At 56.2% G+C, this 16,380-nt stretch carries 14 protein-coding genes and 4 pseudogenes; 4 read left to right on the top strand and 14 right to left on the bottom strand.

The features are described from left to right. Positions 1-232: 232 nt before the first annotated feature. Positions 233-397 (top strand): stationary-phase-induced ribosome-associated protein, encoded by a 165-nt coding sequence (gene sra / locus ACQ86O_RS16155; protein WP_431221956.1) that lies wholly within the window; start codon positions 233-235, stop codon positions 395-397. A gap of 238 nt (positions 398-635) precedes the next feature. Here sra and flgL read toward each other — a convergent pair whose 3' ends face one another. From flgL to flgB, 11 genes and pseudogenes are all read right to left on the bottom strand, one after another. Then, the gene (gene flgL, locus ACQ86O_RS16150) at positions 636-1,598 is read right to left on the bottom strand and encodes a flagellar hook-associated protein FlgL (protein ID WP_431221955.1); all 963 of its coding nucleotides are present in this window, start codon (positions 1,596-1,598) and stop codon (positions 636-638) included. A 61-nt stretch (positions 1,599-1,659) separates the two neighbouring features. Then, on the bottom strand, positions 1,660-3,312 hold the full coding sequence (gene flgK, locus ACQ86O_RS16145) for a flagellar hook-associated protein FlgK (RefSeq protein ID WP_431221954.1): 1,653 nt from the start codon (positions 3,310-3,312) through the stop codon (positions 1,660-1,662). A gap of 260 nt (positions 3,313-3,572) precedes the next feature. Continuing rightward, positions 3,573-4,513 (bottom strand): annotated as a pseudogene (gene flgJ / locus ACQ86O_RS16140) (flagellar assembly peptidoglycan hydrolase FlgJ). Continuing rightward, a complete protein-coding gene (locus ACQ86O_RS16135; RefSeq protein WP_431221953.1) occupies positions 4,513-5,613 on the bottom strand; it encodes a flagellar basal body P-ring protein FlgI in 1,101 nt (366 codons plus the stop codon). Before ACQ86O_RS16135 ends, flgJ begins: the two are co-directional and overlap by 1 nt. Positions 5,614-5,623: 10 nt before the next feature. Beyond that, positions 5,624-6,283, bottom strand: a complete 660-nt coding sequence (flgH, locus tag ACQ86O_RS16130; protein ID WP_431225749.1) for a flagellar basal body L-ring protein FlgH — start codon at positions 6,281-6,283, stop codon at positions 5,624-5,626. A 119-nt stretch (positions 6,284-6,402) separates the two neighbouring features. Continuing rightward, complete coding sequence (gene flgG / locus ACQ86O_RS16125; protein WP_431221952.1) at positions 6,403-7,185, bottom strand: flagellar basal-body rod protein FlgG; 783 nt, start codon at positions 7,183-7,185, stop codon at positions 6,403-6,405. A gap of 17 nt (positions 7,186-7,202) precedes the next feature. After that, on the bottom strand, positions 7,203-7,958 hold the full coding sequence (locus ACQ86O_RS16120) for a flagellar basal body rod protein FlgF (RefSeq protein ID WP_431221951.1): 756 nt from the start codon (positions 7,956-7,958) through the stop codon (positions 7,203-7,205). 12 nt (positions 7,959-7,970) lie between these two features. Beyond that, positions 7,971-9,209 (bottom strand): flagellar hook protein FlgE, encoded by a 1,239-nt coding sequence (gene flgE / locus ACQ86O_RS16115; RefSeq protein ID WP_431221950.1) that lies wholly within the window; start codon positions 9,207-9,209, stop codon positions 7,971-7,973. Positions 9,210-9,382: 173 nt separating this feature from the next. Continuing rightward, positions 9,383-10,072, bottom strand: a pseudogene (gene flgD / locus ACQ86O_RS16110) (flagellar hook assembly protein FlgD); the annotation flags it as partial. A 12-nt stretch (positions 10,073-10,084) separates the two neighbouring features. Further along, a complete protein-coding gene (gene flgC / locus ACQ86O_RS16105) occupies positions 10,085-10,489 on the bottom strand; it encodes a flagellar basal body rod protein FlgC (RefSeq protein WP_431221949.1) in 405 nt (134 codons plus the stop codon). A gap of 5 nt (positions 10,490-10,494) precedes the next feature. Continuing rightward, entirely contained in the window at positions 10,495-10,908 is a 414-nt protein-coding gene (flgB, locus tag ACQ86O_RS16100; protein WP_431221948.1) for a flagellar basal body rod protein FlgB, read from the bottom strand. A gap of 161 nt (positions 10,909-11,069) precedes the next feature. Here flgB and flgA point away from each other — a divergent pair, with 161 nt between their 5' ends. From flgA to ACQ86O_RS16085, 3 genes are all read left to right on the top strand, one after another. After that, positions 11,070-11,726 (top strand): flagellar basal body P-ring formation chaperone FlgA, encoded by a 657-nt coding sequence (flgA, locus tag ACQ86O_RS16095; RefSeq protein ID WP_431221947.1) that lies wholly within the window; start codon positions 11,070-11,072, stop codon positions 11,724-11,726. A 173-nt stretch (positions 11,727-11,899) separates the two neighbouring features. Continuing rightward, positions 11,900-12,217, top strand: a complete 318-nt coding sequence (flgM, locus tag ACQ86O_RS16090; RefSeq protein ID WP_431221946.1) for a flagellar biosynthesis anti-sigma factor FlgM — start codon at positions 11,900-11,902, stop codon at positions 12,215-12,217. A gap of 8 nt (positions 12,218-12,225) precedes the next feature. Continuing rightward, positions 12,226-12,660, top strand: coding sequence for a flagella synthesis protein FlgN (locus ACQ86O_RS16085; RefSeq protein ID WP_431221945.1), 435 nt, complete (start codon positions 12,226-12,228; stop codon positions 12,658-12,660). A gap of 74 nt (positions 12,661-12,734) precedes the next feature. Here the strand turns inward: ACQ86O_RS16085 and ACQ86O_RS16080 are convergent. From ACQ86O_RS16080 to flhB, 3 genes and pseudogenes are all read right to left on the bottom strand, one after another. Next, positions 12,735-13,135, bottom strand: a pseudogene (locus ACQ86O_RS16080) (flagellar protein FlhE). Next, complete coding sequence (flhA, locus tag ACQ86O_RS16075) at positions 13,135-15,213, bottom strand: flagellar biosynthesis protein FlhA (protein WP_431221944.1); 2,079 nt, start codon at positions 15,211-15,213, stop codon at positions 13,135-13,137. The pseudogene ACQ86O_RS16080 and the gene flhA overlap by 1 nt, the downstream one beginning before the upstream one ends. Continuing rightward, positions 15,206-16,345, bottom strand: a pseudogene (gene flhB, locus ACQ86O_RS16070) (flagellar biosynthesis protein FlhB). Before flhB ends, flhA begins: the two are co-directional and overlap by 8 nt. Between the last annotated feature and the right edge of the window lie 35 nt (positions 16,346-16,380).

Raw genomic sequence — 16,380 nt, 5'->3', positions numbered from 1 at the left:
AAAGTTCGGAAAAAAAACAATTTCCCACATTTACATTCAATTAATTTTATGGGCTTGAATAATAAAATACCCCCTTAGAATGGCCACATTAAATAAACCCAGCCAGTAGGAAACACGTTGGAACTATTAATTTAGTTGGGCGGTTTATTTAAATAAATTTAACCAGAAAATAAAATAACCGGGCCTTTTGGGCTGGGGATTTTATTTATTTTAACGTTGCCAGGAGCAAAGAATGAAAGCGAAAACCAACAGAAAAGCACGCAGAGCCTTGGGCATGAGCCACTGGGAAAGCAACCGGTTTAAAATTGCGTTAACCTCTTCTGCGGCAGGCCAAAGCTGGGCCGTAGTCAAAAAGAAAAATAACGTCGTTACGCCAAGCACTACGCCAAAAATATAATTTCAAATTTCCAGCCTGAATATCTTGACGTGTCCCCACGTTAAATCAGGCCCGCTATTGTCTACATAAAAAAGCCTGTTTAAAAAAAGGTACGGCGTTCCAAACCTTAGTGGGAGAAAGAACGCCGCACCAAACAAGTGTGCCCGGTTTAAAGAATCGGTGAGCAGTGTTACCACCCCCACCTCTCCTTGACACACCCAAAGCTACCCCGCTGCACACAGCAGCAGGCAAGAGGCGTTTAACGGTTGATCTGGAACAATGACATGCCCTGCATATCACTAAAGGTCTTATAAGACGCCTGCAATGCCGCCTGTTGCATGTAATAAGAAGAGATCGCTTCAACTATATCGGCATCAACCAGCGCGCTCATCTGGCTCTGGAGATTGGTGTTATTTTCCACGCCAATATTGTCCAGAACCTCCAGCTCCTGCAACTGGGTGCCCAACACGGCATTGGTTTTCAGCACATTGTTACGGTTGTTATCCAACCCACGAGCGGCCTTATCCAATGCGGCTGTCACCTGCTCGCGGGTAGCCTCATCGGCCCCTTGCAACGGGGTTCTCAACGCGTCTAATGCCATGTCGATACTTTTGAACACGTTAGTTTCTGAAGGGCTGCCATCCGGTTCCGGCTTCGAGTTGCTGGTCAATGACATAAACACCGAGCTGCCAGTGTGGCCGACCACCATGGTGCGGTTGGCATCCACCTTCTGCTCAATGGCAGAATCGCTGCCCTGATAGACCACGGTTCCGCCCTGCTCGACAAACGGCGGTTTATCATTGGCAAAACCGGCAAAAATATAACGACCATTGCCATCGGTTTTGTTGGCCTGGCTGAGCAGTTGATCTTTCAGACCCTGCAACTGCGTGGCCAGAGAGTCGCGGTCATTGTCACTGAGCGTGCCGTCACCGGCGTTGATGATCAGCGTTTTCATATCGCCGAGACCGTCTGCCACGCTACGCAGCACGGTTTCTTCCGCCGTAATATTCTGGCGGGCAAAGGTCCGGGCCAGTGCATACTGGCTATTTTGCGATATGGCCTGCGAAACCATCACCGCCTGTGACGCCGCCAACGGATCGTCAGAAGGATAAAGCACGCGCTTGCCGGTGGCGAGTTGCTGGGCGGACTGCATCCACAATGACTGATTTTGGGTGACCCCCGACAGATTCTGTTGGTAGATCATGCTGGTGCTCATGCGCATGGTGTAGGTTCCTCAATACGAGCAACCAGGGCATGCCTAGCGGCCCCGGTTAATAGATAAATCAACGAATGTTCAACAGGGCATCAAACATCGACGAAGCGGTCTGGATCACCTGCGCATTTGCCAGGTAATACTGTTGGAAACGCAACAGCTCGCCATATTCTTCGTCCAGGTTGACCCCGGAAATGGACTGTTGCTGGGCTTCCAGCTGTTTAACAATGTTGGTCTGCGAGTTGCTGTTCACTTTGGCCGTTGCGGTCTGATTACCCACACTGCTCACCAGCCCGGCATAGGCTCCGCTCAGGGTGGCTTTGCCGTCCACCACTTTTTGGGTTTGCAGGTCGATCAGTTTCTTGGCGTTGTCGTTATCGCCCGACTCGCCTTTATCCGCCCCTGCGGCAGCAAACTTGGCCGAATCGCTGATTGCCACTTTCAGGCTACCGGCAATGTCGCTCACCGGCTTGATGGTAAAGCTGTCGTTCTTTTGCGGGTTCCCCGCTACGCCGACTTGTAAACCATCGAAACTTAACGTCGGATTACCGTCCTCATCGGTTCCCGGCGTGGCCGGTACCTTGACGTTGTCGGAAAGCCGCGTGACCTGCCAGTTGGCACCGTCAAACTCCATGCGATAGTCGCTGGCTTTGACTTTGCTGGTGTCGGTAAAAGAAACCGACAAAGAAGCATCCCCGGTGTTGTTGTTATTATTAACTGCACGGCCCCCGGAGAAACTGAAGAAATCCTCCCCAGGATCGCCGTGGAGATCAAAACCTGCACGGTGCTGTTGGTTAAAGCTGTCCGCCAGCGCCAGCGCCAGTTGCCCCAACTGGTTACGCGCAGCGTCCAATGACTCACTACGGAATTTCAATATGCCGCTGATGCTACCGCTGGTGATCTGGCTTTCTGGAATTTCGCTGGTGCCATTGCCACGGTTATAACCCAGCGTCAGGCGCGAAGGGTCTTTGCTGGAAGGGACTGCCTCCACTTGATAGGAGGTGCTGCCTTGTACCAGCGTCAGTCCATTGGCGAAGCTCACCGTATAGGCATCTCCATCCTGCTGGGTAACCTGGACACCAACCACTTTATTCAGCTCGGTGACCAACTGGTCACGCTGGTCCAGCAGGGCATTCGGCTCACTGCCGCCACTGCTGGCACGCAACTGGGTGATTTCGTCATTCAGCCTGGCGATTTGCTGGCTGTAGTTATTGATTAGCGTTGCGCTTTCGCTCAACTGCTGATTGACGCCAACATCCATATCCCGCAGATATTTATCGGCATTGTTGAACTGATTAACCAGCCCATTGGCGCTGCCCAGCACGGTCTCAGCGGCAGAATCGTCCCCGGGATTGCTCACCACGTTCTGCAGATTTTTGAAAAAGTCCTCTATCCCCGTGGCCAGGCTATTGGTTTTGCTGGCCAGCAGGTTATCGATCTGGGAGACCTTTTCAAAATAGGTGTTCTGCGCCGCAGCCTGGCTTTGTGCCCCACGCAACTGCGTCATGATGAACTGGTTATATTCGCGGTTGACACTGGTGACCGTCGCACCGTTGCCGATAAAACCGTTCATGGTGCCAAGACCGCCGTTCTGCGCCAGGATCGCGGTCTGGCGGTTATAGCCAGCCACGTTATAGTTGGAAATGTTATTACCGACGGTGCTAAGCGCCACCTGTGCCGCATTCAGGCCACTCATCGCGGTATTGATTAAGCTGTTGGACATCGGGGTTCCTTATGCTGTGGTGCCGGAGGCCCACAGAGTTCGATTATTCTGCCGGGCGTTACCACCCTGCCTGTTTGGGTTATCGGTCATCTGGCGGAAAACTTTAGGAAAAAATGGGGCAGATCTGCCTGTTTCCTCTCACCCCGTGATCTCAAATACCCGGACTCTTGCGATTGAAGTAGTGTGAATATTTTCCCCTTTGCCATCGAGGCCCTGACGGTTCCCTCTCCCTGCAGGAGAGGGTTGGGGTGAGGAGCCACTCAGAACAGATCCTTCAGGTCATGGGTATAGGCTTTCGCCACCTGATCCCCAGCGTTTTTCATCTGCGTAATAACGCTGACCAGCTTTTTGGCATAGTGCGGATCGGTCGCGTAACCGGCCTGCTGCAGGGCATGTGCCGCCTGCTCGGGGCTACGGGCGGTGGCCACATTGGCATAGCGCGGGTTGTTGGTCAGCAGTTTGACGTAATCCCCAATCGCTTCCATGTACGAACCATAAACGCGGAAGCGGGCCTTAATCTTCCTGGCGGCCCCCTGCTCAAATTCGGTGGTGGTGATTTCTGTCACCGGGCCGGTCCAGCTCCCCCGGCCTTGATGCCGAACAGGTTGTAACTTGGCGAGCCGTCTGCCGCAGGGATCTCGCGTTGCCCCCAACCGGATTCCAGCGCGGCCTGCGCCACAATCAATTGGTGCGGAATACCGCTCTGCTGGCTGGCAACCCGTGCCGGGATAGACAGGCGCGCCACGAAGTTGCCATTGCTCAGCGGCATCGGTGCCACCGGCGGCGCTTTCGGCACCGCCTGGCGGACCATTTGTTCCAGCGCCTGCTTCGGTAAGGTCTGGAGAACTTCGTTGTCCAGCGCCAACGGCACCGTCCCTGCTGTTTCGCTTGGCCGAGCTGCGCCGCCGGAAAGCTGCTGGACCATCATATCCGCCAGCCCCAGGCCTTTTTGCGACATCTGCTGGGCAATCTGCTGGTCGTACATGGAGGTATACAGCCTGGTCTGATCGCTGCTCAACACGCCGTCCTGCGGCAAGGCCGCCCGCATGCTCTTGAGCATCATCTGCACGAACATCCCTTCAACCTGCTGGGCCACCTGCTTGAGATTGCCCTGCGGATCGGCGGCCGCGTCGCGTTTCAACCCGTTCAACGCCTGGGCATCGTAGGCCGCACCAGACATGGCCATCAGATCGCTGTTCATCAGATAATTTCCAACTTGGCCCGCAGGCAACCGGCACTCTGCATCGCCTGCAGAATCGACATCAGGTCGATCGGCGTAGCCCCCAACGCATTCAGGGCGCGAACCACGTTATTAAGGTTGGCGCTGGCGTTCACTTTTTGCAGTGAGCCACCCTGCTGCTGCACGGAAATCTGGGTATTAGGCGTCACCACGGTCTGGCCGCCGCCAAACGGCGTATCTGGCTGGCTGACGATATTCTGCCGGTCAACCACTACCGAAAGATTGCCCTGTGCCACCGCGCAGGAATCCAGTACCACATCCCGGTTCATCACTACCGAGCCGGTACGGGAATTGATGATCACCTTGGCGTCCATGGCACCAACGTTAATGCTGATATTCTGAATATCCGCCAGAAAACGCACCTGCGAGCTATTTCCACGCGGCACCAGCACCTGGACAGTGCGGGCATCCAGCGGTGACGCCGTTCCGCCGCCGCGCTGGCGGTTAATCGCATCGCTGATCTGCTGTGCCAGGGTGAAATCATCGTCATTAAGTTGCAGATTGATCACGCCTTCCTGGCCAAAAGTGGTCGGCAGTTCTCTCTCGATGATGGCCCCGTTGCTGATACGGCCACCGGCCAACTGGTTGACCTGCACACTGCTGCCACCGGCAGAAGCACCGGCACCGCCGACCAGCACGTTGCCCTGCGCCAGCGCATAAACCTGGTTATCAACGCCTTTCAGCGGCGTCATCAGCAGGGTGCCACCGCGCAAACTCTTGGCGTTGCCCATCGATGACACCACTACGTCAATGTTCTGCCCGGCGCGGGAGAACGGCGGCAGTTTGGCGGTGACCATCACCGCCGCCACATTTTTCAACTGCATGTTAGTGCCCGGTGGCACAGTGATGCCCAACTGCGAAAGCATGTTGCTCAGGCTCTGGGTAGTGAAAGGCGTCTGCATGGTCTGGTCACCGGAACCGTCCAGCCCCACCACCAGGCCATAGCCGATCAATGCGTTGTCACGCACACCCTGCACCGTCACCAGATCGCGGATGCGTTCCGCTCCCGCAGGTAAACAGACCAGGCCAACGAACAGCGCCAGAAGTATCTTTTTCAGCATCGATCAATCCTTAGAACGGTGAGACATTTAAGAAGAAGCGCTGCAGCCAGCCCATAGTCTGCGCTTCGTTGATATAGCCGTTGCCGACGTACTCAATACGCGCATCCGCCACCTGGGTGGAAGTGACCGAGTTATTACCGCTGATGGTGCGTGGATTAACCACGCCGGAGAAACGGATGAATTCGGTTCCCTGGTTAATGGCGATTTGCTTTTCCCCCACCACGTGCAGGTTGCCGTTGGCCAGGACCTGATTAACCGTGACGGTAATGGTGCCGTTAAAGGTGTTGTTGGCGTTGGCCCCGCCCTTGCCACCGAAGGTACTGTCACCGGAGATGTCCATATCGGCACGCGCATTGCCCAGCAGGCCGTCCAGATAACGCGGCGATGTGGCTACGCCGAATTTGCTGGCCCCATTGCGGCTGGCGTTGGCCGACGAACTTTTGCTGGCGCTGACATTTTCTTGCAGCACGATGGTCAGGGTGTCGCCGATATTGCGTGGGCGACGATCCTCAAACAGGGGTTGGTAACCATAATTCATCGGTTGCGCCGTCTGGAAAATTGAGCCGTTCGGCATGGGCGCGCTGGCCGGGGCAGGCTGTGCCGTGGTGGTGCCATCAACCAGGGGTTTATGGGGAATATAGGCACAGCCGCCGAGGGCCAGCATCACCATTGCGACCAAGGCTCGTTTTCCTTGCTGCGGCACAGCGGCCGTTAAAAATGTGGTTACCACGGGTATCGCCTTTGTTGCTCTTATAAAAGGTTACGGGCGCAACCAACTGCGCCCGTCAATTACAGCTGTGTCAGCTTTTGCAGCATCTGATCCGAAGTGGATACCGCTTTGCTGTTGATCTCATAGGCACGCTGAGTCTGGATCATATTGACCAGCTCTTCCGCCACGTTGACGTTAGAGGTTTCAACATAGCCCTGATACAACAGGCCAGCACCATTCAGGCCTGGGGTGCTCTCATTCGGCGCGCCGGAGCTTTCGGTTTCCTGATACAGGTTCTCACCCATACTCTCCAGGCCGCTGTCGTTGATAAACGTGGTCAAGGTCAGTTGCCCCACCTGCTGGGCCGCCGTCTGGCCCTGCTGGGTCACGCTGACGATGCCATCCCGGCCTACGGTGAGGCTCAGGGCGTTGGCAGGAATAGTGATCGCCGGTTGTACCTGGAAACCGCTGGCGGTCACCAACTGGCCATTCTGGTCAATCTGGAACGAGCCATCGCGGGTATAGGCCTGGCTGCCATCAGGCAGCATCACCTGGAAGAAGCCCTGCCCTTTGATCGCCACGTCTTTGCTGTTATTGGTCTGCGACAGGTTGCCCTGGCTGTGGATACGCTCGGTGGCTACCGGGCGCACGCCGGTACCAATCTGCAAGCCGGAAGGCAGCGTGGTCTGCTCGGAAGACTGAGCCCCCGGTTGGCGCATGGTCTGGTACAGCAAGTCTTCAAATACCGCACGCTGGCGTTTAAAACCATTGGTACTGACGTTCGCCAGGTTATTGGCGATCACGTCCATGTTGGTCTGCTGCGCATCCAGACCCGTCTTGGCAATCCATAAGGATGGGATCATGATTTATTCCTCTGCACTCAGCTCATCGACAGCAATGAGTTGGCACGCTGTTCGTTTTCATCCACGCTGTGGATGACCTTCATTTGCATTTCGAACCGGCGGGCGTTGGCGATCATATCGACCATGGTTTCCATCGGTTTGACATTGCTGCCTTCCAGCACCCCCGGCATGACCCGCACTTCTGGATCGTTCTGCAACTGGTTGCCACGCTGCTGCTGGGTTGCCGCCGTGAGATGAAACAGGCCATCATCGCCGCGCACCACTTCACGCGCGTCGGCCTTCACCAGCTTCAGGCGGCCAATCTGCGCGATAGTGTTGGGTGGATCACCCGGGTTAAGCGCCGAGATGGTGCCATCCGCCGCCAGAGTGATCTCCGCCTGTGGAGGGACTTCGATCGGCCCACCGTCGCCCAGCAATGGCATCCCCTGCACCGTCAGTTGCCCGGTTGAGGAGATCTGGATACTGCCGTTGCGGCTATAAGCTTCGCTGCCATCCGGCAACGCGATCGCCAGGAAACCGTCCTGCTGCAACGCCACATCCAGCGGCCGCCCGGTGTAGTTCAGCGGCCCCTGGCTCATATCTGCCCCCGGCGTTGAGGCGGCAACCAGAGTCCGTGTCTGCAAGCTTGGCCCATCGACCGGCACCGCACGCAGCGCCGAAAGTTGAGCGCGGAATCCCGGCGTCGAGGTGTTAGCCAGGTTGTTGGCCGTTACCGACTGCTGCTCCAGCGTTTGCCGGGCAGCGCCCATCGCGGTATAAATCGCGTGATCCATGAATCAATCCTATTAGCGCAGGCTAACCAACGTTTGCAGGATCGAGTCCTGAGTTTTGATGGTTTGCGCATTCGACTGGTAATTACGTTGTGCGACGATCATGTTCACCAACTCCTGGCTCAGATCGACGTTGGAAGACTCCAATGCACCGCTGGTCAGGGTGCCAAAACCGCCACCACCGGCCAGACCCACACGCGGCTGGCCTGAGGCCCCCGTTTCTTTCCACACGTTGTCACCCTGCGATTCCAAGCCTTCAGGGTTAGAGAAGTTGGTCAATACGATCTGCCCCAGCAATTGGGTCTGCTGGTTGGAGTACACCCCGACCACGGTGCCGTCTTTATTGATCTGGAAACCTTTGTATTCCCCGGTGGCATAGCCATCCTGGGTGATTTTGCTGGCGGAATCGCTGCCGACGTTCTGCTGCAGGCTGCCTGCAAAGCTCAGGCTAAAGGTTTGTGCTGGCGCCCCGTCTTTCGCCGACATTGGCACCACCAGGTTGAACGGCGTGGCACTCGGATCGCCATTAGCGTCCAGGGTATCCGTCAAAGCACCGCTGGTGTTGAAGTTCAAGCTACCGGCTTTATCGGCTGGGGCATCAGTCACGCTGCCGTCCTGGGTATAAACATCCCATTTGTTGTCTGCGGTTTTAACAAAGTAGGCATTGATGTTGTGGGCGTTACCCAGCGAGTCGTAGGTGGTGATGGTGTTGACGTAGTTGTATGACTCGGTCTTGCTGGGATCGAACGGCTGGACTTCCGGCACCTGATGGGTGGATTTCAGGTTGGTCACCATATTGCCGGAGGAGGTGGACTGGGCAGTCATCATACCTTCAGGGATGCTCAACGGCACCGGATCGGCACCTTGCTGAATGGTTGGCGGTGTGCCGCCCGCCGGGTAGCCGGTCAGGCTCAAGCCCTGCATATTGGTGATATTACGGTTTTCGTCCATTTTGAACTGGCCGTTACGGGTATAAAAGATCCCCCCATCGGCGTCCTGCATACGGAAGAAGCCGTTCTGGCTGATAGCGATGTCCAGTGAACGGTTGGTGTTGGTGGTGGTACCACCGTTGAAGTTCTGCGTGATGCCTGCCACTTTCACCCCAAGCCCAACCTGAGAACCGGCGAACATATCGGCAAAGGAAACGCTGCCGGACTTAAAGCCGTAGGTGGCAGAGTTGGCGATGTTGTTACCGATCACATCCAGGTTGGTGGCTGCGGCATTCAAGCCACTGACTGCCTGAGAAAAGGCCATGTTATTCTCCGAATAAGTACGTGTGAAATAGCGTCGTCAGGATCGCTTCCACGATCCATTGCCGACGGAGGTAATCATTTAGTTTCTTCTGGTTCTTCCGGCGTTTCTGGTTCTTCCGGCGTTTCTGGTTCTTCTGGCGTTTCCGGCGGCGCGGCTGATATGTTCGGTTTGGATAAGATCAGGCGAACATCATCCAGCGTCGCGGTGCCCGCAATCCCCAGATCCAGTTTTGCACCGTCGGCCCCACGCGTGACGCCGTTGACCATGGCAAAACGCAGCGGCTGCGCCACCAACTGTTCACTACCGTTCTTGGCGTTGATCGCCACGGTGTAGGAACCATCGGGGGCATTGGTGCCATCTTCCAGCGAACCGTCCCAGGAGAATGAATGCACACCGGCGGTCAGCCCACCAATCTCAATGGTGCGCACCACTTTGCCGGTGGCATCACTGATGGTGGCAGTTACCGTATCAGCGGTACGCTCCAGCTCAATACCGAATGGCGTGGTGCTGACCTTGCCCCCTTCGTTACCCACCAGGATCTCTTTACCCGGCACCATTACGCCGTGGCCGATCAGTGCGCTGGCCTGGATAGACTGATTGCCGCTGATCTGCCCGGAAATGGAACCGAGGGTGGTGTTGAGTTTTTCAATCCCGCTGACCGTGTTGATTTGTGCCAACTGGGTGGTCAACTCATTGTTCTGCATCGGGTTGGTCGGATCCTGGTTTTTCAACTGGGCCACCAGCAGCGTCAGGAAACTGTTGCTCAAATCCTGGCTGGTACTGTTGCCCTCTACGCCATTTCTGGCGTTGGCACCGGAAATACTGTTATCCAGCGATTCATTGGTTGTTGCGGCAATAGCCATAAAAAACTCCGGTTACTGACCCAGCGTCAGGGTTTTCATCATCATGGATTTGGTGGTGTTCAACACTTCGACGTTGGCCTGATAGCTACGCGAAGCCGAGATGGTATTCACCATTTCCCCCACCACATCGACGTTAGGCATGCGTACATAGCCTTTGGCATCTGCCAGCGGGTTACCTGGTTGGAACACCAGCCTTTCCGGTGCCGGGTCGTCAACCACTGCGGCGACACGTACCCCACCGGTTGACTGCCCAGGGGCAGCCGCCACCTGAAATACCACCTGTTTGGCCCGGTAAGGCTGTCCATCCGGGCCGGTAACGCTGTCGGCGTTGGCCATGTTACTGGCGCTGACGTTCAAACGTTGCGACTGCGCAGAGAGCGCAGAACCGGAAATATCAAAAATATTCAGTAGCGACATCGCGCTTATCCTCCTTGCAGCACGGACATCATGCCTTTGATCTGGCCGTTCAACAGCTGCAGGTCGGTCTGATATTTCAGGCTGTTATCGGCAAAATTGGTGCGCTCACGATCCATATCCACCGTGTTGCCATCCATCGATGGCTGATCCGGCACGCGGAACAGCAGATCCAGTGACGGGGGCTGCATATTCTGCGCCGGGATATGGCGTGCAGAAGTCAGGTTCAGCGCAATACCGCTGCCACTGGCACGCCCTTGCGCCATCACTTTGTTCAGTTGGCTGGAGAAATCGATATCACGAGCCTGATAGCCCGGCGTATCTGCGTTGGCAATGTTGGCAGCCAGAATTTCCTGCCGCTGGGCGCGCAGGTTCAGCGCCTCCTGGCCAAAACGCAGAGCAGCGTCCAATTTGTCGAGCATGCTCCCTCCGCGAGGTTAGAATTTGGAGCCGACAGCATAAACGCCCCCTTAGCCAGCCTATCGCGGGAATAAGGGCAAAATGCATCGCTATTTGTCTGCTTAGCCTGCGCACGTAACGGGTACACTGATTGCCTGTGGTAAATGCGTTTGATGGGGTAAAAATGAAAACAACCATGCTGCTGGCTGGCATGCTGCTCAGCCTGAATGTGCGGGCCGACGATCTGGCGTCACAGATCGATCGTTTTATCCAAACGCAATTTACTGGCCTGACCAACGTTACCGAGGTGAAGGTGCATGTGCGCACCCCTGCCAGCCTTTGGCCGCAGTGTGAAGTGCCACAGCTTTCCCTGGCGCAGAATGCCCGACGTGGCGGCAATATCAGTATTTCCGCTCGTTGCGGCCAGGAGCGGCGTTTTATCCAGACTCAAGTGCAGGTCTTTGGCCGCTATCTGGTCGCGGCCCGTGGGATCGACGCTGGGAGTAAACTGACCGTTGCCGATATCCAGCAAAAAACCGGTCGCCTGGATACCCTGCCGCCACGCACGTTAAGCGAAAACGGCAAAGCGATAGGCGCCGTCAGCCTGCGCAATATCAGCCCCGGCCAGCCGCTGGGTCTGGCGATGTTCAGGCGTGCCTGGGTGATCAAGGCCGGGCAACCGGTGCAGGTGATCGCGCAAGGGGAAGGGTTTAATATCAGCGGTGCCGGTAAGGCAATGAATAATGCTGCCGCCGAGGATAGCGTGCGTGTACGCATGGCCACCGGACAGATTGTCAGTGGGATTGCCGGTGATGATGGCACAATTCGTATTACTTTATAGGCCCTATGAATTTCAAGTTGCAGTCAGGTGCCGGGTTGCAGCTTGAAAGGCGACGGCTATAAAAAAATAAAGGTTTGCCTAACCTCGCCGATAACCAATGCATACGGCCACTACGGCCATCAACAGATTCAAGACCGTTGCCCCTGCGGCTGCGGTGTAGATGGAGATTGAACATGAGTATCGATCGTACCCAACGGTTACAGCCTGTTCCAACGGTGCATCCGCGTGAAACATCCGCAGAAAGCACCGCACAGGCGCGTAAGAAGTTGCCGTCTGAAACCGCCGTCAGCGGCACTCAGGTCAAACTGAGCGATGCGCAGGCTCGCCTGATGCAGCCAGGCACCCAGGATATTGATCTGGGGCGGGTGGAAGCCATCAAACAGGCGATCCGCAGCGGGGAGTTGAAAATGGATACCGGTAAAATAGCCGACGCCTTGCTACAAGACGTGCAAAGCGACGCCCAATGGCTGCAAAGTGACGATAAGGCTTGATCACTGATATGGAAAACCTGGTACAACGGCTGGATAAGCTACTGGAAACCTTGAATGCGCTAGGCGCGGTGCAGACGGAAGAACACAATCTGCTGTGTTCGAATACCTTGGCCGGTGTGGCTTTGCAGCGCGTCACCGACACCAAAAGTCAGTTGCTGGCCACGGTCAATTATCTGGAGCAGCAGCGGTTGGAATATGAGAGAGCACATCATTGCCAGGCTCCTTACGATAACCAGCCGCATCTGGCTGCGCGGTGGCAGCAAGTGCAGCTGTTGGGCCAGCAACTACGCGAACAGAATAACCATAACGGCATGCTGCTCAATCATCATATTGAGCATAACCAGCAGGCGCTGGCGGTATTGAACAAACAGAATAAATCGCTGTATGGCCCCGATGGCCAGTCTCGTGCCGGCAGTTTGCTGGGGCGCAAGATTGGGGTTTGATTTTTACCCTGCCTTGATCTTGTCCCCTCACCCTCTCTCACAGAGAGAGGGCACCTTCTCTATCAATAAAGTCCTCACTCGTAATTCACTATGATCTGATTAGAGATTGCTCTTAACGGTGGATTTAGCGCGCCGCGTGCCTGCACATAATAAATAAAGCGAAACTCGCTGTTGGCAGGGGTGCCGTTGAAGGCGTCGCTGCGGCCGCTGCCTGCAGCGAGGGGCAGACAGCGTACCGCGGTGCAAAGCTGCACCTGCAATCCGGCAGGTTCGCCAGACAGCAACTGATAGCGCCAGCTCACGCTGGTAATACGTGCATTATCACCGGGGGATGGGCGGCCCGCAGACCGGGAGACTCTTCGCGCATGCCGCCCCTTTCCAACGTAACGCCTTCGGAGTCTGCAACCCAGGAGCCAGAAGCGGCCTGCGCCAGCAACGGAGCCAGCGCCAATAATAGAGGAAAACAACGCTTCATCAGGCAGCTCCAATGGTTGAGGTCATGCGGATCTGCCGCTCATCGTTGATTTCCAGATTCGACAACACCACCAACTGAGGCAAAGTGCGGCGCAGGAATCGGGCCAGCAAGGCACGTAATGCATGATTAACCAGCAACACTGGCGGCGCGCTGAGCATTTCCTGGCGCTGTAAAGCCTGCCTGGCCTGCTCCAGCAATCGGTCCGCCAGGCCAGGTTCAAGGCCACCACCGCCTTGTAAAGCTTGCAACAGCAGACGCTCCAGCGGCGTATCCAGGCCAATCACCTGGATCTCACCATTACCGGGGAACCATTGCTGAGTGATGGCACGGCCAAGCGCAACACGCACCACGGTGGTCAGTTCGTAAGGATCGCTTTGTGTTGGTGCATGTTCCGCCAACGTTTCGATAATGGTGCGCATATCGCGGATAGAAACCCGCTCGGCCAGCAGATTCTGCAGTACCTTGTGCAAGATGGTCAGTGAGACCACGCCCGGCACAAAATCCTCTGTCAGTTTTGGCATTTCCTGAGAGACGCGATCCAGCAACTGCTGGGTTTCCTGGCGGCCAAAAAGCTCACTGGCGAACTGGCCAAGCAGATGGTTGAGATGAGTCGCCACCACGGTGCTGGCCTCCACCACCGTGAACCCCTGGATCTGCGCCTGCTCACGCAGCGCACTGTCGATCCACACCGCTTCCAGCCCAAACGCCGGATCGACGGTTTTATCGCCCACCAATTCCCCCACCGCATTGCCTGGGTTGATCGCCAACCAGCGGCCCGGATGCGCTTCGCCGCTGCCGATTTCTACCCCTTTCATCAGAATGCGGTAACTGGCCGGTGACAGTTCAAGGTTGTCGCGGATATGCACCACCGGCGGCAAATACCCCATGTCCTGGGCAAACTTTTTACGGATACCCCGGATACGCCCCAGCAGTTCGCCATTTTGCTGGAAGTCCACCATTGGGATCAGGCGATAACCCACCTCCATCCCCAAAGGATCTTCCAGTTGAACGTCCGACCAACTGGCCTCTACCGCTTGTGGGTTCTCTTGCGGTATCGGCTGTTCTTTGACTTTCGGCGGTTGCTGTTCTCGACCGCGCAGCCACCAGGCCAACCCCAGCAAAGCGGCGGTAAACAGCAGGAACACCAGATTTGGCATCCCTGGCACCAACCCCAACAGCCCCAGCACCCCGGCACTCAGCACCATAACGCGCGGATTGTTGAACAGTTGGCCCACCATCTGCTCACCCACGTCCTGATCGGTGGCCACGCGGGTGACTATCACACCGGCCGCGGTGGAAATGACCAGTGCCGGGATCTGAGCAACCAGACCGTCCCCGATGGTCAGCAACGTATAGGTTTCCGCCGCAGTCCCCAACTCCATTCCGTGCTGGATCACCCCAACCAGCAGGCCCCCCACTACGTTGAGCACCATAATCATCAACCCGGCTACGGCATCACCACGGACAAACTTGCTGGCACCGTCCATCGAACCGTAAAAGTCAGCTTCCTGTGTCACTTCAGAACGGCGCTTCTTGGCTTCGTCCTCGCCGATCAACCCGGCATTGAGGTCGGCATCTATCGCCATCTGTTTGCCAGGCATACCGTCCAGGACAAAACGTGCGCCCACTTCAGCAATACGCCCGGCCCCCTTGGTGATCACCATAAAGTTAATCAGCACCAGGATGATAAACACCACGATACCGATGGCAAAATTGCCACCAACCAGGAAATGGCCAAATGCCTCAACCACACGCCCCGCGGCTGCCGAACCGGTATGGCCTTCCAGCAGGATGATGCGCGTTGAGGCGACGTTGAGCGACAAACGCAGCAGGGTTGAGAACAGCAGGATGGTCGGGAAAGCGGCAAACTCCAGCGTACGCTGAGTGAACATCGCGACCAGCAATACCATGATCGACAAGGCAATGTTGAAGGTAAACAGCAGGTCGAGGATAAATGCCGGCAACGGCAATACCATCATCGACAGGATCATGATGATCAGCACCGGGCCAGCCAGCACCTGCCACTGCGTATCTTTAAAATTACCCGGCAAACGAAGCAGGGAGGCCAAATTAGCCATCTGAGTTATTCTCTCCAACAAAATCCAGTGCTTCAGGCACCGGTAAGCTTTCAGGTTTTTTCGGGATCACCCCCTTCGCGCTGCCAGCGACGTAGCTGGTAGACCCAGGCCAGAACCTCGGCCACGGCGGCATACAGGGTGGTAGGAATGTGTTGCCCAATCTCACTGTGGCGATACAGCGCACGGGCCAGCGGCGGTGCCTCCAGCATCGGGATACGATGCTGATCGCCCAGCTCACGAATACGCAGGGCAATCGCTCCAGCCCCTTTCGCCAGCACTCGTGGCGCACTCATGTTCTTGTCGTTGTATTGCAGGGCGACGGCGTAGTGAGTCGGGTTGGTGACTATCACATCGGCTTTCGGCACATCAGTCATCATGCGACGACGAGCCATGGCCCGCTGTTGCTGGCGGATGCGCCCTTTGACATGCGGATCGCCTTCCTGCTGTTTATGCTCATCGCGTATTTCCTGCTTGGTCATCTTCAGTTTCTTGAAGTGGCTCCAAAGTTGATAAAACACGTCGAAGGCGACCATCGGTATCAGCCCAAGCACGATCAGCATGCCGCAGAAAATCACCATCTGCAGCGCATTACCCAGCGCATCCAGCGGCTGCTGTGTCACCAGATGCAGCATCGCCGCCCAGTTGTGCCACAGATAAAGCCCGGCAACCCACCCTACCAGTACCGCCTTCAAGATGGCCTTCAGCAATTCCGCCAGAACCTGGGTGGAGAACATGCGTTTCAGACCAGAAATCGGGTTCATGCGTTTGGCATCAAACTTGAGGGTGAAGGCAACGCCCCCAATAACATCGGCGCAGCCAGCGCGACCAGGACCAGACCGGCCAGGATAGGCGTCAACGCCCAGATCGCCTGGCGCAATAACATGGCAAACTGACGCAGCATCTGTTTGTCGTTGCTGACCATGTTGTGATCGAAGTTCAACCCTGCGGTCAGCATGGTGGAAAGCTGTTGCGCGATATGGCTGCCGGACATCCACAGGATCGATAGCCCGGCGATCAGCATCAGCATCGAAGTCAGCTCGCGCGAACGCGCAATCTGCCCCTCCTCACGAGCCTTCTCAAGTTTGTGGGGAGTGGGGGCCTCGCTTTTTTCCAGATCGCTGTCTTCTGCCAAGGAAGCGGCTCCCGTTTAGCGTAAGCAATAAAATT

The organism is Serratia sp. L9 (genome assembly GCF_050632285.1).
GTDB lineage: Bacteria > Pseudomonadota > Gammaproteobacteria > Enterobacterales > Enterobacteriaceae > Chania.
The sequence above is the reverse complement of the archived record's forward strand: the minus strand, read 5'-3'. Positions and strand labels throughout refer to the sequence as shown.